Here is a 24,092-nt window from a genome sequence, read left to right as displayed (position 1 = left end):
ATCCCCTTTTCGTCATTCCGTGGCGATGCGCAGCATCGAACCCGGAATCGCGACGTTCCACAATACGCAATTGCGTATTGGGGTTCACGCTTCGCGTGCCCCGGAACGACAACATCAGCCTAAAACCTCCGCGCCGACTTCCTGATCTCGTCCTCGGAGAAGAAGATCTCCTTGGCGTGATCGACGATGTCCTGGGCGTTCCAGCCCGTGTGCGGCGGTTTCCAGCCTTCCATCTCCATCATCCGCATTTCGCGCACGCCGCGGGGCCCGGACACGCCCAGCACCTTGCCGGTCTGATCGCCCGACAAATCGCTGACCATGTATAGCACGGCCGGCGCAATGCCGTCCGGCCCGAGCGCCGCACCGGGGTTCTCCTTGTAGCGGGGCAGGTCTGCCGTCATGCGGGTCAGCGCGCCCGGTGCCAGCGTCCAGATCCGGATGTTGTACTTGCGGCCCTCGATCGCCAGCACGTTGGACAGGCCCCAGATGCCACCCTTGGCCGCCCCGTAATTGGTCTGGCCGAAATTGCCGATCAGGCCCGAGGTCGAGGAGGTGTTGACGATGACGCCGCCGCCGTTATCCCGCATCCAGCGAAATACCGGCAATGTGCAACAGAAGGTACCCTTCAGATGTACCTTGATCACCTTGTCCCAGTCGGCTTCCGCAGCCTTGGCAAAGGTCTGGTCGCGTAAAATGCCGGCATTGTTCACCAGAATGTCGGCGCGACCAAAGTGCTTGATGGCGTCGTCGAACACGGACTGGCCACCTTCCATGGTGGAGATGTCAGCGCCGTTGGCGACCGCGCGGCCGCCTTCGGCCTTGATCGCGTCGACCACCTGCTGCGCCATCGAGGTGTCGGCACCGGAGCCGTCGCGGGGACCACCGAGGTCGTTGACGACGACCGCCGCACCTTCCCGCGCGAACAGTTTTGCATAGGCCTCACCGAGCCCGCCGCCCGCGCCGGTGATCAGCGCAACCTTGCCCTCGAGCAGTCCCATGATGGCTTCTCCCTGTTTTTTGTTCTCGTGTCCCGGACGCGATGCAGCGTGAAACGCTGCGTCGCAGAGCCGGGACCTACTCTTGGCCGTCGCTGACTGGGCCCCCGGCTCTGCAGCGCACCGCTCGCGCGCTGCGCTGCGTCCGGGGCGCGAGAGCTACCCCAGCACCGTCCTGCCGTTCTTGATCACGGTGACACCGCGCGACTTCACCTTGGCTTCGAACGAGATCACGTCACCGTCCTTCCACATCTCCATGGTCACGGTCTCGCCGGGATAGACGGGTGATGAGAACCGCGCGATGTGCTGCCGGAAGGCTGAAGGATCATAGTCGGCATAGGTCTGGAGCACGCCGCGACAGGTGATGCCGTAGGTGCACATGCCATGCAGGATCGGGCGCGGGAAGCCGGCCTTCTTCGCAAACTCGGGGTCGCTGTGCAGCGGATTGCGGTCGCCGCAGAGCCGATAGACCAGCGCCTGATCGGGACGCGTCGTGATCTCGATCGTCCGATCGGGTGCGCGCGACGGGATCTTGTGCGGATCGGGCTGCGTCAGGTTCGGTCCGCCAAAGCCGCCGTCGCCGCGTGCAAAGCGCGAGGCGACCAGCGTCGCCAGCTTCTCGCCCTTCTCATTCTTCAGCACGGTCTGGTGGCTGATCACCACACCCTTGTCCTTGCCCTTGTCGTAGACCTCGCGCACCGAAGAGTCCGCGATGATGTGGGCGGCGCAGGGCAACGGTTGGTGGAAGGTGATGTCGCGCTCACCGTCGACCACCATGACGCGGTTCAGATTCATCTCGCCGGGACCCGAGCCCCAAGCGGCAACGGAAGCAAATGTCGGCACCACCTTGAGCGGCCGCGGCGTCAGCGCGCCCTCGTTGACGAAGGCGAGCTCCCTCTCGTCCATGGGATCGGCGCCGAGCCCGATGCCATAGGCGTACAGCATCACCTCGCGGTCGGTGTAGGCGTATTTCTGGCCGAGGTTTTTGAGGTTCTTTAGCTCTTCATATCTCGCGGACATTTTTTCTGGTTTCCTCCCGAGCATCTATCCGCGAGCAGCGGCGTTCATCGATGTGCCCTCTCCCCTTGCGGGAGAGGGCTACGAAGCTACTCGCAACAAACTCATTTGGGTGAGGGGTTGGCTCCGCAGTGAAAGTTTCTCTGTGGAGAGAGACCCCTCATCCGGCGCTTCGCGCCACCTTCTCCCGGGGAGAAGGAAGAAAGCAACTAGATGGGCGTGAAGAACGGCAATGGCGCACCGTCGGTGGACTTCCACACCACCTTCACCTTCTGGCCGATCTTCAGCGTCGTCAGGTCGCAATCGACGAAATTGGTCTGCAGCGATGGGCCCTCCTTCAGCGTGACGTAGCCGATCGCATAGGGGCCGGTCGGGGATTTCCGCATCAGGCTGTAGGTGTAGATGGTACCCTCACCCGAACTCTCCTCCCACACCGTCCTGTCGGAGAAGCAGAATGGGCAGATCGCACGCGGGAAGTAGTGCGCTTCGCCGCAGGCCGTGCAGCGCTTGATCATGAACTTGCCTTGGCGAGCCGCTTCCCAGAACGGCGCAGTCTCGGCGTTCGTGACGGGTGTCGGATACTTCTTTGCGTCTGCCATCACACGCGCTCCAGAATGGCCGTCGAGGCGGCGTGGCGGACGCCGAGCAGTCCGCCGGTGCCGTGAGCGATGGCGAGATCGCAGTTCGGAACCTGCACCTTCGGATGTGCCTCGCCGCGCAATTGCCTGACGGCCTCGATGATCTTGGTCATGCCGCCGCGGTTCACGGGATGATTGCTGCAGAGACCGCCACCATCGGTATTGAACGGCAGCTTGCCGACCCCCGAGATCAGGTTGCCGTCGGCGACGAATTTTCCGCCCTCGCCCTTCTTGCAGAAGCCGAGGTCCTCGAGCTGCATCAGCACCGTGATCGTGAAGCTGTCGTAGATCGAGGCGTATTTGATGTCCTTGGGCGTGATGCCGGCTTCCTCGAAAGCGCGCGGTCCGGACCACACGCCGGCGGAGTAAGTGAGGTCGAGATCCTTGCCGCCCCGTGGGCCCTTCATCGCTTCGCCATGACCGATCAGACGCACAAGCGGTTTCTTCAGGCTCTTCGCAATCTCCGGCGTCGTCACGATCAGCGCGCCGCCGCCATCGGAGACGACGCAGCAATCCATGCGATGCAGGGGATCGGAGATCATCGGCGAGTTCAAGACGTCCTCGACGGTGACGACGTCCTTGAGCATCGCATGCGGGTTGTACTGCGCATGATGGGAGGCTGCGACCTTGATCCAGGCGAGCTGCTCGCTGGTGGTGCCATAGTCGTGCATATGGCGCATGGCACACATGCCATAGGCATTATGGGTGGTCGCGCCGTACGCTGACTCGAAATCAAGTTCGGCGCCGGCCGCCCGCGGCGGCATCGGACCGGTGCGGGGCTTGCCCGCGAGCGTGATCAGCGCGATCGAGCATTTTCCCGCGGCGATCGCTTCTGCGGCATGACCGAGATGGATGATGTAGGAACAACCACCAGTCTCGGTGGAATCCACATGGCGCAGCTTCCTGGTGTTCAGGCCGAGATAATCGACCATCGGCCAGGCGCCGCCGGGCGCATCGCCCGCGCAGAAATAGCCGTCGACGTCATCCTTGCTGAGCCCGGCATCCTCGATCGCACCCTTGGCGACCTCCGCATGGAGCTGCGCGGTGGATTTATCCGGCGCATGCCGGGTCGGGTGTTCATAGATCCCGGCAATGTAAGCCTTGCCCTTGATGGTCAAGTCGAGTCTCCGCTGGCGTTTCTTCTTGCTCCGTTTTTCTGACGCGCTGCGGCGGCCTTGGCAAGCGCGGAAATATTCCGTCACGCGAGAGGTAGCGGGCGGGCGCAAGTGCGGCGCTTGATCCGTCATCCTGAGGCGCGAACCATGCGGCGCAACGCGCCGGATGGAGAGCCCCGAAGGATGATCACGTGCAGGGAACGTTGCGGGGTGAGCCAATTCGGCGATCAAGCCGTGCTCGGCCTTGCGCGATAGCGAAACACGGTCAGACCGGCCAAGATCAGACCGAACGCAAGAAAAGCGGCGCCCGCCTTCACTCCGAAGCCGTCCTGAAATTGGCGTTCGGCCGCATCGTCCACGATGAGAGGTCGAGCATCCGGCCTACCAGCGAGATACCGGATCTTCGTCTGCCTGACCGTCTGGACGCCGTTACGCGTGATCTGCCGCCAGAACGCCGGGCTGATATGGGTCGGCCCGTAGCTCTGCTGTTGTCCGCTCCTGTCGGTCCACGCCAGGGTGACGAGATATCTCGGAGCCTCGCCGGCTTTGTTCACTTCACCGTAGGCCCGCGTGAGATCGGCGGTGACCTCGTCGCCATGATCGAGGATCTCCTTCAACGTACTTTGCTCGGCATAGGAGTTCACAAGCATGTAGCCGCCGAATGGAAGCATCACGGCAGTTAGCAGCGCGAGGATGTAAGGAAAGGGACGCCTTGACCCTGCGGCGATTGTGGCGCTCCTGGGCCCGCTTCGACGCGCCGACCATGCCTGCCATCCGATCACGAGCACCAAGAGAGCAGCGCAAATACCCGCCCCCGCCAGCATGAACCCGGACAGGGATCGGATATGGCTCAAGTGGTCATCCAGGTCCTCGATGACCACCGGAAGAGATGCATCGTCGTCAACGGCTTGAATGGGAATCGTCAGAAGCCTGAGTTGATTTCCAACCGTTACGCGCGCCGCATAGGCCGCGCTGACCGCGATACCCTTACGCTCGCGTTGAACGCCATCCCTTCCGGTCCATCGCAATCCGATCGACAATTTTTCGTCGACATAGCGGGGCCAACCTTCGTCAAACACGAACGGAAATCTCGACGATACGACTTCGGCCGAAGTGATGTTCCCCGTGGTGGCATACCCATCACGCATGACGCGCTCGATTGCATGCTGATTCCAGTACAGCCCCACCACCCCCATCAAGCCCACGGTCAAACAAACAATCAAGAAACCGCGCAATGACATCGATCACCGCCCCGCATCCATCAACCAGCGTCGCGCGACCGCCTGATCCGGCGGGCACTACCATCACAAGTTGGTCATAGCGATTTGCTACAACCTTTGTCAAATTGGCGAAAACCGTTTCGAGGTTGAGCAGGCCCCGCATCGCCGTCACCATTGCGCAAAGCAAATGCTTCGCGGCGCGGCCTAGCGTTGTCTTCTGCCGAGGTCTCGCAGAGATGGTGGGCACGGCGCTTTGCGCCTTTGCCCACTCTACGGCTGATGCATTCGGGGCACGACTGCCCTACTCCGCCGCAATCTGCCTCGGCGCCGGCGGCGGGTTCGCGAGGTCGGCGGCGAGTTGGGCGTAGCGGGCCTTCGCGGCCTGCACCGCTTTGTCCTTCACCGGGCCGTAGCCGCGGATGCTATCGGGGAGTGACAACAGCTCCACTGCCGTGTCGTGCGTGATCGGCGACAACAGGCCTAGCACGGTGGCGACGTCCTTCTCGTAGCCGTTGATCAGGTCGCGCTCGAGCTTGCGGTCAGCGCTGTAGCCGAAAATGTCCAGCGGGGTGCCGCGCAGGAAGCGGAATTTCGCCAGCCAGCGGAACACGCCCAGCATCCACGGGCCGAAGGCACGCTTCTTCGGACGGCCCTGTGCATCGACTCCATTGCTGAGGATCGGCGGCGCGAGGTTGAAGCTGAACTTGAAATCGCCTTCGAACTGATCGCGGAGTTGCTGCTCGAACCGGCCGTCGGTGAAGAGCCGCGCGACCTCGTACTCGTCCTTGTAGGCGAGCAGTTTTGCGTAGTTGATCGCGACCGCGCGCGGCAGCCCGTCGCCATAGCCGCCCTTGACCGCGACGTCGCGGACCTGGTCGACCAGCTTGCGATAGCGCTTTGCCAGGCGGCCGTTCTGGTAGGCGGTGAGATGCTTGGCGCGATGTTCGATGATCTCATCCAGCGCCATCACCTCCAGGCTCTTCGGTGCGACCACCTCGTCCTGGCCCTTCAGCAAATCGGCGAGCCGCTTGGGATCGGCCGCCGCAAGGCGGCCAAGACGGAAGGCTTCCTTGTTCATCTTGATCGAGACGCCGTTGACCTCGATGGCCTGCTCGATCGCCTCCGCGCCGACCGGCAGGAGCCCCTTCTGATAAGCGTAACCCATCATCATCATGTTGGTGGCGATGGCATCGCCCAGGAGCTGCTCGGCGGGCTTGGTGAAGTCGAAGAAGGCGGAGTCCTTGTGGAGCGCGGTTTCCAGTACCGCATTCAGCTTGCGGGTCTGGAAGTTGAAGTCGCGATTGAGGATGAAATCGGCGGTGGGAATGACATGGCTGTTGATGATGCCGCGGGTGCGGCTGCTATCGCAGAGCGAGATCGTGTCCTTGGCGACCGCGACGACCTCGTCCGCGGCCAGCACGAGATCGGCCGTGCCGGTGACGATGCGCGAGCATGTCACCTCCGCCGGATGATCCGACAGGCGGACGTGGCTGAGCACCGCCCCGCCCTTTTGCGCGAGGCCCGACATGTCGAGGATCATCGAGGCCTTGCCTTCGATATGGGCGGCCATGCCGAGCAGCGCACCGATCGTGAGCACGCCGGTGCCGCCGACGCCACCGACTGCGATGTTGTAGGGCTTGTCCAACGCCGGGCGCGACGCTGGCTCCGGCAGCTCGCCGATCTCAGCAAGCTCCGCCGGTGCGCGATGGCGCGGCGCACCGCCGTCGATGGTGACGAAGGACGGGCAGAAGCCCTTCAGGCATGAGTAGTCCTTGTTGCAGGACGACTGGTTGATGGTGCGCTTGCGGCCGAACTCGGTTTCCAGCGGCTCGACCGAGATGCAGTTCGACTGCACCGAGCAATCGCCGCAGCCCTCGCAAACCGCTGGGTTGATCATCACGCGGCGCGGCGGATCCTCCATCAGGCCGCGCTTGCGGCGGCGGCGCTTCTCCGCCGCGCAGGTCTGCACGAAGACGATCGCGGACGTGCCCTTGTACTCCCGGCACATCTTCATGACGTTGTCGAGCTCGTCGCGATGATGCTTCTTCACACCGGGCGCGATGGTATTTGCCGGGTACGCGTCGGGATTTTCGGAGACCAGGTAGATCTCGCTGATGCCCTCGGCGTGAAGCTGGGCCATGATCTTCTGCGGCGAGAGATCGCCGTCGTGGCGCTGGCCGCCGGTCATGGCCACCGCATCGTTGTAGAGGATCTTGTAGGTGATGTTGGCCTTGGAGGCGATCGCCTGGCGGATGGCGAGAACTCCCGAGTGGAAATAGGTGCCGTCGCCAAGGTTCGCAAAAATGTGGTTCTCGTTGGTGAAGGGCGCGATGCCGACCCACGGCACGCCCTCGCCGCCCATATGCGTGAACGTCTCGGTCGAGCGGTCCATCCACAGCGCCATGAAGTGGCAGCCGATGCCGGCCAGCGCGCGGCTTCCTTCGGGGACCTTGGTCGAGGTGTTGTGGGGACAGCCGGAGCAGAAGTAAGGGGTTCGGGAGACCGGCGCGGTGGCCTGCATCTGGCTCGCCTGGCGGCCGTTGAACCAGTCGGCCTTGGCACGGAGCATCTCGGCGATTTCGGGGTTGAGATTAAGTCGAAGCAGCCGTTCGGTGATCGAGCTTGCAAGCGAGGCGACGCTGAGCTCGGCGGCGAAGGTGAGGAAGCGCTTGTCGTGGTCGTCCATCTTGCCGACGATGCGCGGACGGACGTCGTCGCGCCAGTTGAACAGCTCCTGCTTGACCTGGTTCTCGACGATCTCGCGGCGTTCCTCGACGATGAAGATCTCCTCGAGACCGACTGCGAACTGCCGTACGCCCTCGGGCTCCAGCGGCCAGGGCATACCGATCTTGTAGAGGCGAAGGCCGATCTTGGCGGCAACATCCTCGGTGACGCCGAGTTCGCGCAGCGCCTGGCGCACGTCCTCATAGCTCTTGCCCGACGCCATGATGCCATAGCGGGCGTTCGGGCTATCCATCGTGACGCGGTTGACTTTGTTGGCGCGTGCAAAGGCGATCGCCGCATAGCCCTTGTAGTCCTGGAGGCGCCGGTCCTGCTCGAAGCGGTCGTCGGGCCAGCGCAGGTTGAGGCCACCGGGCGGCAGCTCGAAATCGCTGGGGATGATGAAAGGCTTCATCTCGTCGGTGAGATCGATCTCGGCGGTGGTCTCCACCGTCTCCGTGATCACCTTCATGCCGACCCAGCAGCCCGAGTAGCGCGACATCGCGATACCCAGCAGCCCCATCTCGATCATCTCGTGGATGCTGGATGGATAGAGATACGGCATCAGCGCCGAGATGAAGGCATGGTCGGACTGATGCGGGACGGTCGAGGACTTTGCCCCGTGGTCATCGCCGGCAAGGCAGAGCACGCCGCCGTGCTTGGCCGAGCCCGCGGCATTGCCGTGGCGGAACACGTCGCCGCAGCGATCGACACCGGGGCCCTTGCCGTACCAGATGCCGACCACGCCGTCGTACTTGGCGCCGGGCGAGAGGTTGAGCTGCTGCGAGCCCCAGATCGCGGTCGCAGCAAGGTCCTCGTTCACGCCGGGCTGGAACTTGATGTTGTACTGCTCGAGATGCTTGCGGGCGGCGAAGAGCTGCTGGTCGTAGCCGCCGAGCGGCGATCCGCGGTAGCCTGAGACGAAGCCCGCGGTGTTCAACCCTGCGGCGCGGTCTCGGCGGATCTGGGCCATCGGCAGGCGGACCAGCGCCTGAATTCCCGTGGTGAAGACGTGTCCGGTGGATTGGGTGTATTTCTGATCGAGACTGATCGGACCCTGGTTGATACCCATTTTTTGTCCTCTTCGCCCTCTTAAGTCTTTGGCGTGCCCGTTGTTTTTAGCTAGGGCGCCCCGGGTGTCCGCGCCACTCTATGTCGGATTTTTAAGCCTCTGCACCACAATTCTGGACCGGAGCCGGCCTCCGGCGAAAATCGCAATTTCGTGGCGGCAAGCCTGCCCGCCTTTTCAATTTGTGTCAGCATACCCGGGCGACGCGAAACGACGTAACGTGTCTATAATGCGTGCCTTGGCGGTTGGTCGCAGGGGGAGGCCGGGAATGCGGACGATTCTGGCGTCTCTGGTGTCGGGGCTCACATTGTGCAGTGCGGTTGCAGCAACTGCCGGCGAGCCGTCGCCGGAGGCGATCGCTCACGGCAAGGCGCTGGTGGAAGCCGGCGACTGCGCAAGCTGCCACACCGCAGATCCCGCGAAACCGTTCGCGGGCGGCAGGCGCATCGATACGCCCTTTGGCGGGATCTATGCACCGAACCTGACACCGGATCGCGACACCGGGATCGGGGGCTGGACGGACGCCGAGTTCACCCGCGCGCTACGTTTCGGCATTGCACCGGACGGCTCCCGTTACTATCCCGCGTTCCCCTACCCCTACTTCACCAGAATGACCAAGGACGACACGCTGTCGATCCGCGCATATCTTTCGACGCAGGCGCCGATTGCGAACCGCGTCAAGCCGCCTGAGTTGCGCTGGCCGTTTGGCGATCGATCCCTGATGCGCGCCTGGAACTGGCTGTTCTTCAAGCCCGGCCTGTTCGAGCCTGACCAGCTCAAGACCGCGGCCTGGAATCGCGGCGGATATCTCGTCACGGGCCTCGGCCATTGCGGCGCCTGCCACACACCCAAGAACTATTTTGGTGCCGACAAGCGCGAGCTGGCGTTTTCGGGCAGCGAGGTGGCGGGATGGTTCGCGCCAAGGCTCGACAGCGCCGCGCGAAGCGGGCTGAAATCGTGGAGCGTCGACGACATCGCCGAATATCTGCAAAGCGGTCGCAACGCCAAGAGCCATGCCGATGGGCTGATGGCCGAGGTCATCGTCAACTCGACCTCGAAGATGAGCGATGCAGATGTGCACGCGATGGCGATCTATCTGAAGGGACTGCCGCCGGGACCGAACGAGCCCGCGGCGACGCCGCCATCGGAAGCCGAGATGAAGGCGGGCCAGGCGGTCTATGCGAAGTTCTGCATTGCCTGCCATGAAGCCGATGGCTCCGGTGCGCCGCGCATCTACCCGCCGCTGCCCGCCAATGCGCTGCTGCAATCGGACAATCCGTCCTCCACGCTCCGCGTCATTCTCGATGGCGCCCACACCGTGACGACGCCGCGTGCCCCCAACACCGGCGAGATGCCGGGCTATGCCAGGCAATTGTCGGACGAGCAGATCGCAGCGGTGACGAACTACATCCGCAACTCCTGGGGCAACGCCGCTCCGCTGGTCACAGCAACGCAGGTCGGGAAGGCGCGGACGAAGGACTAGCCCCAACGCCGTCATTGCGAGGAGCGCAGCGACGAAGCAATCCAGACTATCCCCGCGGACGAATCTCTGGATTGCTTCGCTCGCAATGACGACGTGGATAGAGTGAGACAATGTAAGCTCTACTTCTTCTCATCGCCCGTGAACACGAACTTCGGCATCTCCCATTTGTAGCGGACGGCGAGCAATCGGAAGCTGATGCCGAGCACGAAGGTGAGAATCGTCCAGAGCTCGTCGTTGATCTTCAGCCCGAACGCGGTGGCGTAGAACAGGCCCGTCACCACCGAGACGCTGGCGTAGAGCTCGGAGCGAAACAAGAGCGGCACGTCGTTGCAGAGGATGTCGCGCAAGACGCCGCCGGCGCAGCCCGTCACCATCCCGGAGACGATCACGATGGGCAGCGAGGCATCCATCTGCCAGGCGACGTCGCAGCCCGTCATGGTGAAGACCACAAGACCGATCGCGTCGAGCACGATGAAGGCCAGCTTGAGCCGATGCACGAGGCGCGCGATCAGAATCGTGATGAACGCCGCCCCGCCGCTCAGCGCGAGGTAGACGGGGTTTTGCACCCAGGCGAGCGGATAATGGCCGAGGAAGAGATCGCGCAGCGTGCCGCCGCCGAGCGCGGTGATGCAGCCAAGGAAGCAGACGCCAAGCCAGTCCATGCTGCGCCGGCCGGCTGCGAGCGCCGCCGACATCCCCTGTGCCGCGACCGCGACCAAGGAGAGGAAGTTCAGCACGCTGTCGCTCGGTGGCAGGCTCCACATCGGATGTCATCCCGTTTCGAAAGCGGAACTTACGTTTCCAGTTCCATAAGGTTCCCGATTCCTGCGCGCGCCACAACATGCGACGAAAGCATGAGATCCGCCGGAACCGAACTTCGCATCCCCGGGTTGTCCGGTCAGTCAATTCGAGGAGATCAAGCGATGGCCGATGACCGTTTTCCGAATGACCCCTATCGCCCCATCGGCGAGGATGAGTATCTTCGCGCCGCGCGACGGGATGCCGACCTCCAGGCGGACCCCGAACTTGGCGAAGGCCCCGCTTCCAGCGGCAAGATCGCACTGTTTGCGGTCGCGATCGCGCTGGTGCTTGGCGCGGTGTTCTACGGCCTGAATAACACCAGCGTGAACCAGGCCTCGACCGAGCCGCCGGCGAAGACAGCGCAGACGACACCGGCAAATCCGGCCGCGCCTCCCGGCATGCGCGACGTGACGCCGAAGAGCAATACTGCGCCGGGCGTGACCACGGGTGCGGCACCGAGCCAGCCGGCTCCGCCAGCCCCGTCTCCGGCGACGCCGTCTGACGCCGGCAAGGCGCAGTAACACTGCCGAAACACGAAAGCGGCGGGACGGTAACGTCTCGCCGCTTTTGTCGTGCGTCAGCCAAACAGCTTGTTCAACTCGCCACCGGAATAACCGGAGGCGAGCTCGGTGAACGTGCCCTTCTCCGCCATCTCTTTCGCCGCGCGCATGAAGCCGCCCCAGGCGGCGCGGGCAAGCGAGCCGCCGACGCTGATCCGGCGCACGCCGAGATCGGCGGCCTCCCGCAGCGACAGGCCGGAGGCGCCGATCAGGAGATTGAACGGCCTCGGATGCACCGCCTTCACGACGGCAGCGATGTCTTCGCGCGTCTTCAGGCCCGGCGCATAGAGACAATCGGCGCCCGCATCGGCGTAAGCCGTCAGCCGGTCGATGACGAGCTTGAGGTCGCTCACGCCCCATAAGTAAGCCTCGCAGCGACCGACGAGCAGCGTGCCGCTATCGCCGATCGCCTTGCGCGCCGCCCTGATGCGCTCGACCGCGAGCGCGCGATCATAGAGCGGCTTGTCCTTGTCGCCGGTGGAATCCTCGATCGAGAGCCCGGCAACGCCGGTGCGGACGCCACGTTCGACGTTTTCCGCGACCTTGTCCGGCTCGACCGCGAAGCCGCCCTCGAAATCCGCATTCACGGGGATGTCGACCGCCGAGCACAATGCTGCCAGATGCTGACAGACATCGTCCACGGTGACGCGGTTGTCGGCACGCCCGATGGTCCAGGCAAAGCCGGCGCTCGATGAGGCGATCGCCTTGAAGCCGAGTTGCTGCAAGGCCTTGGCACTGCCGACGTCGAACGGATTGGGCAGGATGAAGCAGCCGCTCTCGTGCATCTTCCGAAATGTCGCGCGCTTGTCCGCGGTCGTGACCTGCATGTTTTCTCTCCCTGAAGTTAGCCGCGCAGACATAGGGATGCACCAGGGACGGCGCTAGTGCGCATCGTGCACGGCGCGGCTGTCCTTCGGCGCTTGCTCACGATCGGTCATGCCGTAGTCGCGGACGACGCTGGCAATGCGCAGGCGATAATCGGCAAAGAAGCTTCCACGGCCTTTGGCCTGCGCGCGGCGATGCTCCATCGTCTTGCGCCAGGTCTCCACAGCCGCCTCATCGCGCCAGAACGATACGGACAGCACCTTGCCCTTCTCGGTCAGGCTCTCGAAGCGCTCGACCGAGATGAAGCCGTCGATGGTCTGGAGGATCGGCTTCAGATCGGCCGCGAGATCGAAATAATGCTGCCGGTGCTCCGGCTTCGGCCAGACCTCGAAGATCACGGCGATCATGGGCGCCTCCCTTGTTCGGTTCGCGCCTACAGTACCACCTTGCGCAAAAACGTCCGCTCCTCGCCGAGAATAAACCTGTTCTCCTCGGCGAAGTGGAAGTTCGCCATTCCCTCGACATCCTGGCGCAGCCGCGCGCGATAGGCCTCGTAGGCAGCCAGACTTTCGAACGAGATCAGCGCAAAGGCGATGTTGTTGGTTCCCTCATGCGGCATGAAGTAGCCGATCAGATCGCCACCGCATTTCGGGATGATGGTGAGCCAGCGTTTCGAATATTCCTCGAACTGCGCACGCTTGAAGGGATCGAGCTGGTAGCGGATGAAGACGGTGAAGGACATGGTGGTTCTCCTTTTTACCGTCATGCGAGCGCAGCGAAGCAATCCAGACCGTCGCCACGGAAACAGTCTGGATTGCTTCGCTGCGCTCGCGATGACGAGTCTTGTGGCAGCACACTACGCCCTTGCCCGACCACAATGCTTCGGCTATCATCGAAGCATGAAAGCAGGACCTGACATCGCCATGGTCGCTTCGCTGGTCGGCGACCCCGCCCGCGCCAATATGCTGACAGCGCTGATGAACGGCCGCGCGCTCACTGCAAGCGAGCTTGCACAGGAGGCCGGGATCACGCCGCAGACCGCGAGCTCGCATCTTGCAAAGCTCGAGGCCGGCGGGCTGATCGAGCCGGAGAAGCAGGGCCGGCACCGCTACTACCGCTTGAGCGATCCCGATGTCGCCGGCGTGCTGGAGGCGCTGCAGGGCCTTGCCGCCCGCGCCGGCCACATGCGCGTGCGCACCGGGCCGAAGGATCCGGCGCTGCGGCGGGCGCGGATCTGTTACGACCATCTTGCCGGCGATCTCGGCGTGCAGATGCTCGATTCCTTACGTGAGCGGCGCCTGGTGAAGCAGAAGAAGCAGGACATCGAGCTCACGGCCGAGGGCGAACGCTTCCTCGCAAAGCATTTGCAGATCTCGCCCGACATGCTCACCCATCCGCGCCGGCCGGTCTGCAAGGCGTGCCTCGATTGGAGCGAACGGCGGCATCATCTCGCCGGCACGCTGGGTGCGGCCATGATGATGCGTTTCACCGAATTGAAATGGGCAGCGCGCGACACCACGCCCGGCAGCCGCGTGGTGAATTTCACCCGCACCGGCGAGAAGCAGTTTGCCGCGCTGTTCGGCGACGGGCACGAGTAATCTTCCACATGGGCCGTCCCGCAATTCGCGCGCTGCCGTCCCAGCTGCCAGCGCTCTCCTTGTCGCTTCAAGCAGCATGAACAGCGATGTTCATGCCGCATTCAGGTCACGATTGCCAATTTGGATCGCGCCGCTTCGGCATGTCGCCAAAATTTAACATGCCGAATCGTGCCTTTTGATTCATTGTGCGCCGCAAGCGCGTGACCCAACGATCAGAGAAGGAATCTCATATGAAATATCTCTTTGCCGCCGTCATGCTCGCCAGCACGGTCGTCGGTTTCAGTGAGGTGGCCAGCGCAGCCGGCGGCTGCGGCCCCGGCTGGTATCGCGGCCCCTATGGCGGGTGTCGCCGTGCGGCCGTTGTGGTTGCGCCGGCGCCGGTCGTGGTGGCCCCGGTCGTCGTCGCTCGCCCGCGCGTCTGCCCGTGGGGCTTCCGCTGGTGGGCTGGCCGCTGCCGGCCGGTCTGATCATTTCTTGCTTTGCAGGATGGCCGCGGCACTTGCCGCGGCCATTTCTTTTTGAACGCCTGCCGTTCTCGTGGGCACAAAAAAGGGGATCGCACTGCGATCCCCTTTTCTGTTTCGACTGGCAGCTTGCAGCGCGCCTTACCAGTGGCGCCAGTGGCGACGGTGCCAGCGATGCCGCCAGCCCCAGTGACGATGACGCCAGCCCCAGTGCCGGCGGCGCCAGCCCCAATGGCGGTGATGGTGCCAGCCCCAGTGATGACCGCCGTGCCAACGCACCTGCTCAGGTTTGAGCTGGCCGGCCTCCTCACTGCTGGTCACTGCCGGACGGACCTCGGGATTGCCACGCGGCAGGTTGGCCGGGCCATCGATGGGTTGAGGCGCCAGCGGCGCGGCTTGCGCGGCCGCCGTCAATGCAGCGGCACCGGCCGCAACACCGAATGCGAGTTTCAAAAAATGCCGGCGCTCCATGATGTCTTCCTCTTCAATCAGCGTTGAATGATGCACGGGAAGTTTCGCGCCGAGGAAATGAACTCAGGCTGAACCTTGCGTTCAGGTAGGTTGCGTGAAGCTGACACGCACCGCGCGCAGCCAGGATGGCACAACGGCCGTCATACTTTGTTCAAGGAAGTGGCGAACACTCCGAACGACACGGGGTACCTGGGGTCGTCCTGCATGGATCAAGTCCATCAGACCAGAGGAGACAGCCATGGCAACACAGGTGAAGCCGGTTCCCGAAGGATATCACACCGTCACCCCCTATCTCATCGTCGACGGCGCCGAGAAAATCATCCGCTTTATGAAGGACGCCTTCGGTGCCCAGCCATTGTTCGAGCCGATGATGCGTTCCGACGGCAAGGTCATGCATGCGGAGTTCAAAATCGGAAGTTCCATTGTGATGATTGCCGACGCCTCGGAGCGGGCACAGGCAACGTCCACGATGCTGTATCTGTACGTCCCCAACGTCGATGCGGTCTATCAGAAGGCAATCAAGGCCGGCGGCACGTCACTGATGGAGCCCGCCGACCAATTCTATGGCGACCGTAGCGGCGGCGTGAAGGATCAGGCCGGCAACCACTGGCACATCGGCACCCACATCGAGGACGTATCGCCGGCTGAGCTGAAGAAGCGCGCCGCGGAATTCATGAAGCGGCAGCATAAGGCGGCGTAAGCAGCCGCCGGCTTTCCAGGGCGGACCAGCAAAGCATGATCCGTCAGTAAGGCTGCGATAGAGGGGCGGGTTATGCCTCGCTAACCCGCCCCACGCACTCCGATGGTCTCGAACAGGAGTGCCGCGGCTGAGCGCAAATTCGGTATGCGCAAGATCGCCCTCGCCCCAGCAGCCGCCGCCGAGGCGAGGTCTGCTTGAGCTCAGCTGCCCTCGAACTTGAACGACACGTTGAGTTTGGCGCGATAGGCCTCGATCTTGCCCTTCGCGTCGAGCTGCATATCGAGTTTGACGACCTCGGCGACGCGAAGGTCCCTCAGAGATTTTGCGGCCTGCTCGACCGCATTGCTGGCGGCCTTTTCCCAGGAGTCGGTGCTGGTACCGATCAGTTCGATGACCTTGTAGATGCTCTCAGGCATGTCGTTCTCCCGTTCGGTATGAAGCAGGAAGCAGGTGCTCCCTGCCGCGTTCGAACCTAGCACGGGATCGCCGGCGAAAGGACGCGCATGTCGCAGGGCTGGCAGGCCCAGGCCGCTTGGCGGTGTTGTGGGTTCGCTATCGAGCGCGCGCCACAGCGGCGGCGCCTTGAACCGCTAGCCCGTATTCCTGACGGCTTCAGCCAGCATGGCGTAGAGCTGGCGCTTGCTGAATTCCTTGGGCTGCTTGTCTGGTATCTTCCGCGACACCTTCTTGGCTGCCGTCTGGACGCAGGCAACCAACACCGCCGGCTCCTGCTTGCGGACCGACCTGATCTGGGGTTTTGCAGTGGGCGGCTTGTGGCCACGCTTCAGGCCCAAGCGGGTCAGCATGCCGCAGACGGCGTTACGGCTACACCCGAGACGGCGCGCGATCTGCGCGGCACTCTGTCCCTGGACCCAGAGTTTCTTGAGCAGCGCTACGTCTTTCGCATCCCAACTCATGAAAGACATTGTACGCCACTGCCATCCATTTTTCTAGTCTTCGTCCGGTTCGCGCACGACCGCCGGTTCGTCGTCGTCCTCTTCCTCTTCTTCCTCCTCGTCCTCGTCTTCGTCATCAGGGTCTCGGGGCGGCATCGTGCTGCCCTCGATCACAAAGCGACGCCAATCCATCAGGCCGGTGGAAGTTACTTCGGAGATGTTCTGCTTCATGGTGTTGCTCCTCTGGCTTGGAGCTTGAGAGCGCCGGTGGTTAACGTGCCGGCGACCGTGGGGTCGACTGATCGTCGATGCAGGCTCGTCACTTCGGCCGCATCCAGCCACCGCAGCTTATATCCGATCTTTCGCAGCAGGTCTTTCGATCCTCGTCCCGGAGAGACGGCGCCTTGCGCTTCGTTGGCTCGCCCTGCAGCCTTGGCAATAATCTCTCTCGCCATGTCGGAACGCCGGCCCTTCATCCGTCCTATGCCCAGACAGCACGGAGACACCGCATGACCAACCTCACCCTCACGACCTTCGACTGGGTTCCAGAACTGCCGCGGGGCTATGTGCGCGACTTCCGGGTGCGCTGGGCCCTGGAAGAGGCCGGCCTGCCCTACCGTGTCGCCAGCGTGCCGTTCAGCGATCGGAATGCCGAGCATTTCGCCCACCAGCCGTTCGGCCAGGTGCCTTGGCTGACCGACGGCGACCTCTCGATCTTCGAGAGCGGCGCGATCCTGCTGCATCTGGGCGGACTGAGTGAGGCGCTGATGCCATCCGATCCGCGCGGCCGCAGCGATGCGACCGAATGGGTGTTCGCCGCGCTCAATTCGGTGGAGATGGCGAGCCTGCCCTGGGCAATCCTGAAGTTCACCGGCAATGCCGATGGCACGCCGGCATGGAAATTTCTGGACGACTTCCTCAAGCTCCGCCTCAAGCACATGGAGCCGGTGCTGGCCGGACGGCAATGGCTGGCAGGCAGCTTCTCCGTCGCCGACATCTTGATGTCGGACGTGCTGCGCCTCGTCGATCGTTTCGACGGGCTCGCGAACAGCCCGGCCTGCCGCGCCTACGTCACTCGCGCCACGGGCCGCCCGGCGTTTGCAAAAGCCCACGCCGACCAGATGGCGCATTTCGCGAAGGCAGACCAAGACCGTAAGGCGGGTTAGCTAGCGGTCCGCAGCGCGCTCAACCTTCACCTCTCCCCATCGGGGAGAGGTGCACCGACCTCGCGGCAACGTCTCCGCCTCACATCAGCTTCACCGGTGCATCGTGGACCATGCGAAGATCGATCCGGCTGATCAACTCCGTCCGGAGCGCCTCGGCGGCGCCGATGGCACCCTCAGTCTGCCGCAACGTGCTGACGTTCGATCCGAGCGACACGATCCCGCCGAGCACCAAGGCAATCGATCCGAGCGCTGCGACCTGACCGGATCCGATCAGGCCGAGTATCGTGACGAGCAGCAATCCAGCACCGCCGGCGATCGCGATCTTGGAGACCAAAATGAACTTCCGGCATCGTTCGGCGATCTCGGCCAGCGCCTCGATCCGCGCTTCGATGTCTGAAATCTCGTCGGTCGGTTCGTCTTCGGTCATCGGGTTCAGGGATCGAGTCCGTAAGGTGGATTAGCGCAGCGTAATCCACCTACACTTTGACACGCGGTCGGTTCAGCCGGTGGGTTACGCTTCACTAACCCATCGCTTCCCCCTCACAACGGCAAATTGTCGTGCTTCTTCGCCGGCATCTCGACTTTCTTGTCCTTCAGCATCGCCAGCGCCCGCGCGATCCGGCGCCGCGTCGAGTGCGGCATGATGACGTCGTCGATATAGCCGCGCTCGGCGGCGATGAAGGGTGACAGGAAGCGGTCCTCGTATTCCTTGGTGCGGGCGGCGATCTTATCGGGGTCGCCGATGTCGCTGCGGAAGATGATCTCGACTGCGCCCTTGGCGCCCATCACGGCGATCTGGGCGGTCGGCCAGGCGTAGTTCATGTCGGCGCCGATCTCCTTGGACGCCATGACGTCGAAGGCGCCGCCATAGGCCTTGCGGGTGATGATCGTCACCAGCGGCACGGTGCACTGCGAGTATGCGAACAGCAGCTTTGCGCCGTGCTTGATCAGGCCGCCATATTCCTGCGCGGTGCCCGGCAGGAAGCCGGGCACGTCGACGAAGGTGACGATCGGGATGTTGAAGGCATCGCAGAAGCGGACGAAGCGCGCGGCCTTCCGCGAAGCATCGCTGTCGAGGACGCCGGCAAGCACCATCGGTTGGTTGGCGACGAAGCCGACGGTGCGGCCCGCGACGCGGCCAAAGCCCGTGATGATGTTCTTGGCGAAGGCTTCCGAGATCTCGAAGAAGTCGCCCTCGTCCACGACCTTCAGCACCAGTTCCTTCATGTCGTAGGGCTTGTTCGGATTGTCGGGGATCAGTGTGTCCAGCGACATGTCGATGCGCTCGATGGAATCGAAGCTCGGCCATTCCGGCACGCCGTCGCTGTTGTTCGAGGGCAGGAAGTCGATCAGGCGGCGCATCTGCAGGATCGCCTCGACGTCGTTCTCGAACGCGCCGTCGGAGATCGAGGAGCGCGTGGTGTGCACGGAGGCGCCGCCGAGTTCTTCGGCGGTGACGACCTCGTTGGTCACGGTCTTCACCACATCGGGACCGGTGACGAACATGTAGCTGGTGTTCTTCACCATGAAGATGAAGTCGGTCATCGCCGGCGAATAGACGTCGCCGCCGGCGCAGGGGCCCATGATGACGGAGATCTGCGGGATCACGCCGGAAGCGATGACGTTGCGGCGGAAGACGTAGGAATAGCCCGCGAGCGCCGCGACCCCCTCCTGGATGCGCGCCCCGCCCGCGTCATAGAGGCCGATGATCGGCGCCCTCGCCTTCATCGCCATGTCCTGAAGCTTTGTGATCTTCAGCGCGTGCGTCTCCGACAGCGAGCCGCCGAACACGGTGAAATCCTTGGCGAACACGAAGGTCTTGCGGCCGTTGACAGTACCCCAGCCGGTGACGACGCCATCGCCCGGCACCTTGCTCTTCTCCATACCGAACTCGATCGAGCGGTGCTCGACGAACATGTCGAACTCCTCGAACGATCCCTTGTCGAGCAAGAGCTCGATGCGCTCGCGCGCGGTCAGCTTGCCGCGGGCGTGCTGCGCCTCGATGCGCTTCTCCCCGCCGCCGAGCTTGGCACCGGCGCGACGTTCTTCAAGGGCGTCCAGGATATGTTTCATTTGCTCCCGCCGTTCTCAAGGTGCGATTGGCTGCGGGTTCTAACACGGCATTTTGCGCGCCGGAAAGCCGCTTTGCGCATGCCCGCCGCGCCCGGACGGGTTAAAAAGCCCAAGGAATTACAGGGGCCTATACCAGGAGGCTGAGATGGACGATGCAGTCACGGCAACCGGCGAGGTGACCGGCGGCGTCAAGATCCTGCTCCGGCTCGAGGGGCTGACGCTGTTTGCGGGCATGGTGCTGCTCTACGCGGTCTGGGGCGGGTCGTGGCTGGTCTTCGCCCTGCTCATCCTGGCGCCGGATCTGAGCTTTTTGGCCTACCTCGCCGACAGCCGGTCGGGTGCGATCATCTACAATGCCGCGCACAGCTACATGATCCCGGTGGCGCTGCTCACCGCGGGTTTTGCGCTGGAATGGCCACTCCTGCTCTCAATCGCCATGATCTGGCTCGCCCATATCGGCATCGACCGGGCGCTGGGTTACGGACTGAAATATCAGGCTGGCTTCGGCTTCACCCATCTGGGGCGCATCGGACGCATGGGGAAAGCGTGAGTGGCTGGCTTCGGCCGTGCGTTTCCGGACGATTTGAGGCTCTGGCCGGATTGACCGATCCGGCCGATTCAGGCTTGTTTCGATCAACGATCAGCGCCGATGGGTTCGCGTGAGCTTTCAGTCGGTACGGCGGCGGTCAGTTCGCTCGATTGATTTCTTCTGTTTGATTGACCCCGCTCACAGGCATCATGGATGTCCGCCACGGTCGTATCCCTGCCGCCCCAAACCGGTGACGAAACCGTCGATTTCCTGCGGCGCATGGCCAGCATGGTCTCGGGCCGCAACGGCGAGATGCTGATGCGCGCCGCCGCAACGATCGAAACGCTGTCGCAGCGGGCAATGTCGACCGAGCAGCTCTATCGCCGACAGCTCGAAACGAGCGCACGCAACGCCGAGCTGCGCGAGGTCGCCGAGGTCACCTCTGACGGCCTGCTGCGGGAGGTCGAGGCGCTGCGCGCACAGCTTGCGGAGATCACCGCGACCAGCGCGACCGAGCGCACGCAGTTCGAGGCGGAGCGCGCGCGGATGCTGACGCTGATGCAGAACGCCGAGGCCCATGTCTCCGATGTGACCGCCGAGCTCGAGGCTTTACGAAAATCCGTCGATGCCTTCAACGAGACTGCGGTCGCGGTGCCGATCGCGATGCTACGCCTCGCCCGCTCGCAGTTCGACATCCTGTCGGATGGCTTTGCCAGGAACGGCGACGTGATCTCGCGCGCCATCAGCGAGATCGGCGGCTGCGCGATCGACCAGGCTCTCGCGGCGAAGAAGACGGCTGATTCCTAGGGCGCGGGACTAGGTTTGACTGCTGCTACAAGGTCCCGTATGCGGCGCTTGCGCCGAACAGCCGATTGGTGGCCTGGCGATGCTAGTCGAGCGGCGCGAGGCGCGCCAGCACCGCCACGTTAGATTGCGCCGATATCGGCAAGGCAGGCTTGCGTCAACATCATGCGATCGGCGATGTGGCGCGGCTCGCGGCAATCCATGTTGAGCGCGAACACGGTGCGCGCGTCGCCCTTCTCGGCCCAGCCGACCATCCAGCCGAGCGAGCCCTGCTCTTTGCCGGTCAATCCCGACTTGGCACGGATGACGGAGGAGCCGACTTGCGTCACGGGCAGGATGTCGCAGACCAGATCCTGGCTGCGTTTCGAGATCGGCAGCGCGCGGCGCCGCAGCCGATCGACGAAGTCGATCTGGTCCATGGGATCGATGCGCAGGTTTCCGGTCAGCCAGAATTGGTCGATGCCGCCGCCGATGTCGCGATTGCCATATTCGAAGAGGTCGACATATTTTTGCATGCGCTCCTGGCCGATGCGCCGCGCGATCTCCTGATAGACCGGCACCGCGCTGGCCGCGATGGCGCTGCGCAGCGTGTGATCCCTGTTCCAGGCCTCGATGTCGCGCTTCACGCCGTCCCATGGGAAGACGTCCTTGTCGGGGTCCTGCACCGCGCCCGTTTCGAGTGCGATCAGCGAGTTCGGAATCTTGAAGGTCGAGGCCGGCAGCCGCGGCTCGGCGGAACGCTCCTTGTCGCTCAGGATGATCATGTAGTCGTCGACCTTGTAGCCGACGAAGGTGCCGGCCGTGCCGGCATCCGCAAAGCGCTTCGCGATACTGTCGCGGACTTCGCTGAGCGGCGGCGCAACGTTGGCGAACGCGCGCGACGGCAAGATGGCGCTGGCTGCGAGAAGGCCGAGAGTGGAGCGACGGTTCAGCAAGGCGGTATCCGTTCAATGATCAGGAGCGACAGTGCAGCCGGTTTCGTGGTGAAACGATGACAGCGCTTTGGCGCGGTTCAGCGCACCCGGCCCGACAGCCGCAGCACGAACACCAGCACCTCGGCGACGGCCTTGTACAGATCGGGCGGGATTTCGTCACCGAGTTCGACCTTGGACAACGCGCCGGCCAGCACCTCGTTCTCTTCGATCGGGATGTCGTGGGCCTTTGCCAGTTCCACGATTTTGTCGCCGATCGTGCCCTTGCCCTTGGCGACGACCCGCGGCGCTCCGCTGCCCTTCTCGTAGTGGAGGGCAATGGCGAGCTTGCTCTCGAGCTTGCTCTCTTGGCTCATGTCGCGCGATCCAGAAAGTGTCCGGCGCGGGCCGGTTGAGGCTGCGGCGGCGTGCCGTCGCGGATCACGATGTCGCCAGGCTTGAGATCGGCTTCGGCCAGCGCCTGGCTGAGCTCGCCGGCGCCGTCGCGCAATTGCTGTGCCGTGGCGGGACGTTCCGCCCACATCCGCACAAAGGTCTTGTCGCCGTTGAGCGTGATCAGCGCATGCACGGGACCGGCCGGCTCGACGTTGAGCGAGAACCGCGCGCGCCAGGCTTTCTTGGCGGGATCGGACTCGCTGCCGCCGCCGTCACGCGAGATCTCGAACTGCGCCATCGCGGTGCCCTGCGGAGTGGCGAAGGGAATTTCGAACGCCCATTGCGGCACGGACGGATCGACACGATGGCCGCCGGCATCGACGCGGTCCGGGAGAGAGGCGACCTGCAGCAGCGTCTGCCGCGCGATCGCGGCGTCGGTGTCGTCGAGCAACCGGTGCACGGTCTGGCTCAGCGGTGCATCTGATGCGAGCGAGGCCGTTGCGATCGCTTGCGGGGACGGCAGCGCACCGCGGAATGGCGGCGGCGCGGTGGCGGCGCGCGGTATCGTATCGAGGCTATGGGCCTCTTGCACCGCGGCTTTGGGTGTCGCGAATGCGGTGCCCATCGCATGCGGCAACTCCTGCACGGCTTCCTGCAGCAGGCTCAACGCGACGCCCGCGGACACGGCGCGCGGCAGCGCGCCTTCGGTCATGGTCTCGACGAGCACGGCGGCCGCGACGTTGGCGCCGCGAGACGCTTGCAGCGTCTGGTCCGGGCCAGCTTCAGGTGAGAGGGGCGGCGCCTTGAGCGCTTCGCCTGCCACCTGCTCGAGCGATGTCATGGTCTGCGCGACGGCCGCAGGCGCGGCAGGAAGCACGGTTGCCTGCAACGTCACTTGCGGCACCGAAGTTTCGAGCGCGCTCGACGTTGCCGCCAGCGTCTGGCGCAGCACGAGGAGCGCCGCCTTCAGATCGGGAACGCTGCCGCTCGCGGGCGCCAGTCCTGAGGACAGCGAGGCCTCGAGGAAGAGCCCGGATTTCTGGAACGCGGACTCGATGTCGCCGCCGTCGAGCTGCGGGCTGAGCGGTGTCTGCTGCGCCAGCACGTCCAGCACCGCCTGCTTCAGCCCGGCCGGCAGGTCGCTGCCGGTGACGACCGAGGCGAGATTGGCAAACAGCGGCGCCTGACTGCCCTGCCTGGTCACCGCCTCACTTGAGGCCACCGAAACGGCGATCTGCTCGAGCGGCGTCAGGAGATTGCGCGCAGCGGTCGCGGAGGGCGCGAGCGTGGGAGCGTCGGTGAGCGCGACCGCAGCCGGGGTCAACGTGACCTGATCGGTCGCCGCCCCGCCTGCCCCGTTGACGATCGCTAGCCGCACCGTGCCATCGTTCTGCGACACCGCGAGCTGCAGGTTCTGGCCCGGCGACAGCGCCACCTCCGACATCACGTCGATCGAGAGGTTGGCGATCGCGATGCGCACGAGATTGTCGGCCATAACGCTGACGACCTTGGCGTCGACGACGGAGCCCGCCTGGAGCACGAGCTCCGGTGTTGCCGCATCGGCCACGGAGGTGGCGGCGCTAACTGATGCAATCGAGCTTATCGGCGTCGGCATGTTTTCAGGGCCCGCGGAATGCGGT

27 protein-coding genes are annotated in these 24,092 nt (G+C 63.9%); 8 read left to right on the top strand and 19 right to left on the bottom strand.

Annotated features, from left to right (window positions below):
* Nucleotides 1–119: 119 nt before the first annotated feature.
* The 6 genes from ACV1FX_RS07090 to ACV1FX_RS07065 all read right to left on the bottom strand — a co-directional run bounded on the left by ACV1FX_RS07090 (nucleotide 120) and on the right by ACV1FX_RS07065 (nucleotide 8,778).
* Nucleotides 120–998 (bottom strand): SDR family oxidoreductase, encoded by an 879-nt coding sequence (locus ACV1FX_RS07090; RefSeq protein WP_473116816.1) that lies wholly within the window; start codon nucleotides 996–998, stop codon nucleotides 120–122.
* Between the two features lie 156 nt (nucleotides 999–1,154).
* Nucleotides 1,155–2,015: a MaoC family dehydratase gene (locus ACV1FX_RS07085; RefSeq protein ID WP_473116815.1), complete on the bottom strand. Its 861-nt coding sequence runs from the start codon at nucleotides 2,013–2,015 to the stop codon at nucleotides 1,155–1,157.
* A 206-nt stretch (nucleotides 2,016–2,221) separates the two neighbouring features.
* Entirely contained in the window at nucleotides 2,222–2,611 is a 390-nt protein-coding gene (locus ACV1FX_RS07080) for a Zn-ribbon domain-containing OB-fold protein (RefSeq protein ID WP_473116814.1), read from the bottom strand.
* Entirely contained in the window at nucleotides 2,611–3,768 is a 1,158-nt protein-coding gene (locus ACV1FX_RS07075) for a thiolase domain-containing protein (RefSeq protein ID WP_473116813.1), read from the bottom strand. Before ACV1FX_RS07075 ends, ACV1FX_RS07080 begins: the two co-directional genes overlap by 1 nt.
* Before the next feature lie 224 nt (nucleotides 3,769–3,992).
* Entirely contained in the window at nucleotides 3,993–5,006 is a 1,014-nt protein-coding gene (locus ACV1FX_RS07070; protein WP_473116812.1) for a hypothetical protein, read from the bottom strand.
* Nucleotides 5,007–5,286: 280 nt separating this feature from the next.
* Nucleotides 5,287–8,778, bottom strand: a complete 3,492-nt coding sequence (locus ACV1FX_RS07065; RefSeq protein WP_473116811.1) for an indolepyruvate ferredoxin oxidoreductase family protein — start codon at nucleotides 8,776–8,778, stop codon at nucleotides 5,287–5,289.
* Nucleotides 8,779–9,043: 265 nt separating this feature from the next.
* Between ACV1FX_RS07065 and ACV1FX_RS07060 the strand changes: the two genes are divergently transcribed.
* On the top strand, nucleotides 9,044–10,258 hold the full coding sequence (locus ACV1FX_RS07060) for a c-type cytochrome (RefSeq protein ID WP_473116810.1): 1,215 nt from the start codon (nucleotides 9,044–9,046) through the stop codon (nucleotides 10,256–10,258).
* A gap of 119 nt (nucleotides 10,259–10,377) precedes the next feature.
* Here the strand turns inward: ACV1FX_RS07060 and ACV1FX_RS07055 are convergent, their stop codons facing one another.
* Entirely contained in the window at nucleotides 10,378–11,022 is a 645-nt protein-coding gene (locus tag ACV1FX_RS07055) for a trimeric intracellular cation channel family protein (RefSeq protein WP_473116809.1), read from the bottom strand.
* A 159-nt stretch (nucleotides 11,023–11,181) separates the two neighbouring features.
* Here ACV1FX_RS07055 and ACV1FX_RS07050 point away from each other — a divergent pair, with 159 nt between their 5' ends.
* The gene (locus tag ACV1FX_RS07050; RefSeq protein ID WP_473116808.1) at nucleotides 11,182–11,580 is read left to right on the top strand and encodes a hypothetical protein; all 399 of its coding nucleotides are present in this window, start codon (nucleotides 11,182–11,184) and stop codon (nucleotides 11,578–11,580) included.
* A gap of 56 nt (nucleotides 11,581–11,636) precedes the next feature.
* Here the strand turns inward: ACV1FX_RS07050 and ACV1FX_RS07045 are convergent, their stop codons facing one another.
* From ACV1FX_RS07045 to ACV1FX_RS07035, 3 genes are read right to left on the bottom strand one after another with little or no spacing between them, the layout of a single operon-like run.
* On the bottom strand, nucleotides 11,637–12,446 hold the full coding sequence (locus ACV1FX_RS07045) for an isocitrate lyase/PEP mutase family protein (protein ID WP_473116807.1): 810 nt from the start codon (nucleotides 12,444–12,446) through the stop codon (nucleotides 11,637–11,639).
* Nucleotides 12,447–12,500: 54 nt separating this feature from the next.
* Nucleotides 12,501–12,851, bottom strand: coding sequence for an antibiotic biosynthesis monooxygenase family protein (locus tag ACV1FX_RS07040; RefSeq protein ID WP_473116806.1), 351 nt, complete (start codon nucleotides 12,849–12,851; stop codon nucleotides 12,501–12,503).
* A gap of 26 nt (nucleotides 12,852–12,877) precedes the next feature.
* A complete protein-coding gene (locus ACV1FX_RS07035; protein ID WP_473116805.1) occupies nucleotides 12,878–13,186 on the bottom strand; it encodes an NIPSNAP family protein in 309 nt (102 codons plus the stop codon).
* A gap of 157 nt (nucleotides 13,187–13,343) precedes the next feature.
* Here ACV1FX_RS07035 and ACV1FX_RS07030 point away from each other — a divergent pair, with 157 nt between their 5' ends.
* Together ACV1FX_RS07030 and ACV1FX_RS07025 are read left to right on the top strand one after the other, a co-directional pair.
* Nucleotides 13,344–14,042, top strand: a complete 699-nt coding sequence (locus ACV1FX_RS07030) for an ArsR/SmtB family transcription factor (protein WP_473116804.1) — start codon at nucleotides 13,344–13,346, stop codon at nucleotides 14,040–14,042.
* 230 nt (nucleotides 14,043–14,272) lie between these two features.
* Nucleotides 14,273–14,509 carry a GCG_CRPN prefix-to-repeats domain-containing protein gene (locus ACV1FX_RS07025; RefSeq protein WP_473116843.1) on the top strand — a complete coding sequence of 79 codons (237 nt, stop codon included), beginning with the start codon at nucleotides 14,273–14,275 and terminating at the stop codon, nucleotides 14,507–14,509.
* A gap of 138 nt (nucleotides 14,510–14,647) precedes the next feature.
* On the opposite strand, the gene ACV1FX_RS07020 is transcribed toward ACV1FX_RS07025, so the two are convergent.
* A complete protein-coding gene (locus ACV1FX_RS07020) occupies nucleotides 14,648–14,977 on the bottom strand; it encodes a twin-arginine translocation signal domain-containing protein (RefSeq protein ID WP_473116842.1) in 330 nt (109 codons plus the stop codon).
* Nucleotides 14,978–15,215: 238 nt separating this feature from the next.
* On the opposite strand from ACV1FX_RS07020, the gene ACV1FX_RS07015 reads away from it, so the two are divergent.
* Nucleotides 15,216–15,677, top strand: coding sequence for a VOC family protein (locus ACV1FX_RS07015; RefSeq protein WP_473116803.1), 462 nt, complete (start codon nucleotides 15,216–15,218; stop codon nucleotides 15,675–15,677).
* Nucleotides 15,678–15,877: 200 nt separating this feature from the next.
* Here the strand turns inward: ACV1FX_RS07015 and ACV1FX_RS07010 are convergent, their stop codons facing one another.
* The 3 genes from ACV1FX_RS07010 to ACV1FX_RS07000 form a co-directional block, all read right to left on the bottom strand.
* Nucleotides 15,878–16,093, bottom strand: a complete 216-nt coding sequence (locus ACV1FX_RS07010; protein WP_473116802.1) for a dodecin family protein — start codon at nucleotides 16,091–16,093, stop codon at nucleotides 15,878–15,880.
* Between the two features lie 174 nt (nucleotides 16,094–16,267).
* Nucleotides 16,268–16,594 carry a GcrA family cell cycle regulator gene (locus ACV1FX_RS07005; protein ID WP_473116801.1) on the bottom strand — a complete coding sequence of 109 codons (327 nt, stop codon included), beginning with the start codon at nucleotides 16,592–16,594 and terminating at the stop codon, nucleotides 16,268–16,270.
* Between the two features lie 33 nt (nucleotides 16,595–16,627).
* Complete coding sequence (locus ACV1FX_RS07000) at nucleotides 16,628–16,804, bottom strand: hypothetical protein (RefSeq protein WP_473116800.1); 177 nt, start codon at nucleotides 16,802–16,804, stop codon at nucleotides 16,628–16,630.
* A gap of 278 nt (nucleotides 16,805–17,082) precedes the next feature.
* Between ACV1FX_RS07000 and ACV1FX_RS06995 the strand changes: the two genes are divergently transcribed.
* Nucleotides 17,083–17,739 (top strand): glutathione S-transferase family protein, encoded by a 657-nt coding sequence (locus ACV1FX_RS06995; protein ID WP_473116799.1) that lies wholly within the window; start codon nucleotides 17,083–17,085, stop codon nucleotides 17,737–17,739.
* A 79-nt stretch (nucleotides 17,740–17,818) separates the two neighbouring features.
* Here ACV1FX_RS06995 and ACV1FX_RS06990 read toward each other — a convergent pair whose 3' ends face one another.
* Nucleotides 17,819–18,166, bottom strand: a complete 348-nt coding sequence (locus ACV1FX_RS06990) for a hypothetical protein (protein WP_473116798.1) — start codon at nucleotides 18,164–18,166, stop codon at nucleotides 17,819–17,821.
* A 113-nt stretch (nucleotides 18,167–18,279) separates the two neighbouring features.
* Entirely contained in the window at nucleotides 18,280–19,812 is a 1,533-nt protein-coding gene (locus tag ACV1FX_RS06985; RefSeq protein ID WP_473116797.1) for an acyl-CoA carboxylase subunit beta, read from the bottom strand.
* A 145-nt stretch (nucleotides 19,813–19,957) separates the two neighbouring features.
* Here ACV1FX_RS06985 and ACV1FX_RS06980 point away from each other — a divergent pair, with 145 nt between their 5' ends.
* Both ACV1FX_RS06980 and ACV1FX_RS06975 read left to right on the top strand, forming a co-directional pair.
* Nucleotides 19,958–20,362, top strand: coding sequence for a DUF4260 domain-containing protein (locus ACV1FX_RS06980; RefSeq protein WP_473116796.1), 405 nt, complete (start codon nucleotides 19,958–19,960; stop codon nucleotides 20,360–20,362).
* Between the two features lie 192 nt (nucleotides 20,363–20,554).
* On the top strand, nucleotides 20,555–21,148 hold the full coding sequence (locus ACV1FX_RS06975; RefSeq protein WP_473116795.1) for a nucleotide exchange factor GrpE: 594 nt from the start codon (nucleotides 20,555–20,557) through the stop codon (nucleotides 21,146–21,148).
* Between the two features lie 119 nt (nucleotides 21,149–21,267).
* On the opposite strand, the gene blaOXA is transcribed toward ACV1FX_RS06975, so the two are convergent.
* The 3 genes from blaOXA to fliK all read right to left on the bottom strand — a co-directional run bounded on the left by blaOXA (nucleotide 21,268) and on the right by fliK (nucleotide 24,067).
* Entirely contained in the window at nucleotides 21,268–22,080 is an 813-nt protein-coding gene (blaOXA, locus tag ACV1FX_RS06970) for a class D beta-lactamase (protein ID WP_473116794.1), read from the bottom strand.
* Between the two features lie 77 nt (nucleotides 22,081–22,157).
* Complete coding sequence (locus ACV1FX_RS06965; protein WP_473116793.1) at nucleotides 22,158–22,433, bottom strand: EscU/YscU/HrcU family type III secretion system export apparatus switch protein; 276 nt, start codon at nucleotides 22,431–22,433, stop codon at nucleotides 22,158–22,160.
* Nucleotides 22,430–24,067 (bottom strand): flagellar hook-length control protein FliK, encoded by a 1,638-nt coding sequence (gene fliK / locus ACV1FX_RS06960; RefSeq protein ID WP_473116792.1) that lies wholly within the window; start codon nucleotides 24,065–24,067, stop codon nucleotides 22,430–22,432. Before fliK ends, ACV1FX_RS06965 begins: the two co-directional genes overlap by 4 nt.
* Nucleotides 24,068–24,092: the final 25 nt, after the last annotated feature.

The organism is Bradyrhizobium ingae (assembly GCF_055791185.1).
Note: the sequence above shows the minus strand (reverse complement) of the source record. Positions and strands in the feature narration are given on the sequence as shown.

Coding starts and splice junctions, on each gene's coding strand:
- ACV1FX_RS07065 (WP_473116811.1), bottom strand. CDS start 8,778: ATGGGTATCAACCAGGGTCCGATCAGTCTCGATCAGAAATACACCCAA.
- ACV1FX_RS07000 (WP_473116800.1), bottom strand. CDS start 16,804: ATGAAGCAGAACATCTCCGAAGTAACTTCCACCGGCCTGATGGATTGG.
- ACV1FX_RS06975 (WP_473116795.1), top strand. CDS start 20,555: ATGTCCGCCACGGTCGTATCCCTGCCGCCCCAAACCGGTGACGAAACC.
- ACV1FX_RS07045 (WP_473116807.1), bottom strand. CDS start 12,446: ATGCAGGTCACGACCGCGGACAAGCGCGCGACATTTCGGAAGATGCAC.
- ACV1FX_RS07070 (WP_473116812.1), bottom strand. CDS start 5,006: ATGTCATTGCGCGGTTTCTTGATTGTTTGTTTGACCGTGGGCTTGATG.
- ACV1FX_RS07040 (WP_473116806.1), bottom strand. CDS start 12,851: ATGATCGCCGTGATCTTCGAGGTCTGGCCGAAGCCGGAGCACCGGCAG.
- ACV1FX_RS07025 (WP_473116843.1), top strand. CDS start 14,273: ATGAAATATCTCTTTGCCGCCGTCATGCTCGCCAGCACGGTCGTCGGT.
- ACV1FX_RS07020 (WP_473116842.1), bottom strand. CDS start 14,977: ATGGAGCGCCGGCATTTTTTGAAACTCGCATTCGGTGTTGCGGCCGGT.
- ACV1FX_RS06990 (WP_473116798.1), bottom strand. CDS start 18,166: ATGACCGAAGACGAACCGACCGACGAGATTTCAGACATCGAAGCGCGG.
- ACV1FX_RS07010 (WP_473116802.1), bottom strand. CDS start 16,093: ATGCCTGAGAGCATCTACAAGGTCATCGAACTGATCGGTACCAGCACC.
- ACV1FX_RS06965 (WP_473116793.1), bottom strand. CDS start 22,433: ATGAGCCAAGAGAGCAAGCTCGAGAGCAAGCTCGCCATTGCCCTCCAC.
- fliK (WP_473116792.1), bottom strand. CDS start 24,067: ATGCCGACGCCGATAAGCTCGATTGCATCAGTTAGCGCCGCCACCTCC.
- ACV1FX_RS06985 (WP_473116797.1), bottom strand. CDS start 19,812: ATGAAACATATCCTGGACGCCCTTGAAGAACGTCGCGCCGGTGCCAAG.
- ACV1FX_RS07015 (WP_473116803.1), top strand. CDS start 15,216: ATGGCAACACAGGTGAAGCCGGTTCCCGAAGGATATCACACCGTCACC.
- ACV1FX_RS07005 (WP_473116801.1), bottom strand. CDS start 16,594: ATGAGTTGGGATGCGAAAGACGTAGCGCTGCTCAAGAAACTCTGGGTC.
- ACV1FX_RS07080 (WP_473116814.1), bottom strand. CDS start 2,611: ATGGCAGACGCAAAGAAGTATCCGACACCCGTCACGAACGCCGAGACT.
- ACV1FX_RS07050 (WP_473116808.1), top strand. CDS start 11,182: ATGGCCGATGACCGTTTTCCGAATGACCCCTATCGCCCCATCGGCGAG.
- ACV1FX_RS07030 (WP_473116804.1), top strand. CDS start 13,344: ATGAAAGCAGGACCTGACATCGCCATGGTCGCTTCGCTGGTCGGCGAC.
- ACV1FX_RS07035 (WP_473116805.1), bottom strand. CDS start 13,186: ATGTCCTTCACCGTCTTCATCCGCTACCAGCTCGATCCCTTCAAGCGT.
- ACV1FX_RS06995 (WP_473116799.1), top strand. CDS start 17,083: ATGACCAACCTCACCCTCACGACCTTCGACTGGGTTCCAGAACTGCCG.
- ACV1FX_RS06980 (WP_473116796.1), top strand. CDS start 19,958: ATGGACGATGCAGTCACGGCAACCGGCGAGGTGACCGGCGGCGTCAAG.
- ACV1FX_RS07090 (WP_473116816.1), bottom strand. CDS start 998: ATGGGACTGCTCGAGGGCAAGGTTGCGCTGATCACCGGCGCGGGCGGC.
- ACV1FX_RS07055 (WP_473116809.1), bottom strand. CDS start 11,022: ATGTGGAGCCTGCCACCGAGCGACAGCGTGCTGAACTTCCTCTCCTTG.
- ACV1FX_RS07085 (WP_473116815.1), bottom strand. CDS start 2,015: ATGTCCGCGAGATATGAAGAGCTAAAGAACCTCAAAAACCTCGGCCAG.
- ACV1FX_RS07060 (WP_473116810.1), top strand. CDS start 9,044: ATGCGGACGATTCTGGCGTCTCTGGTGTCGGGGCTCACATTGTGCAGT.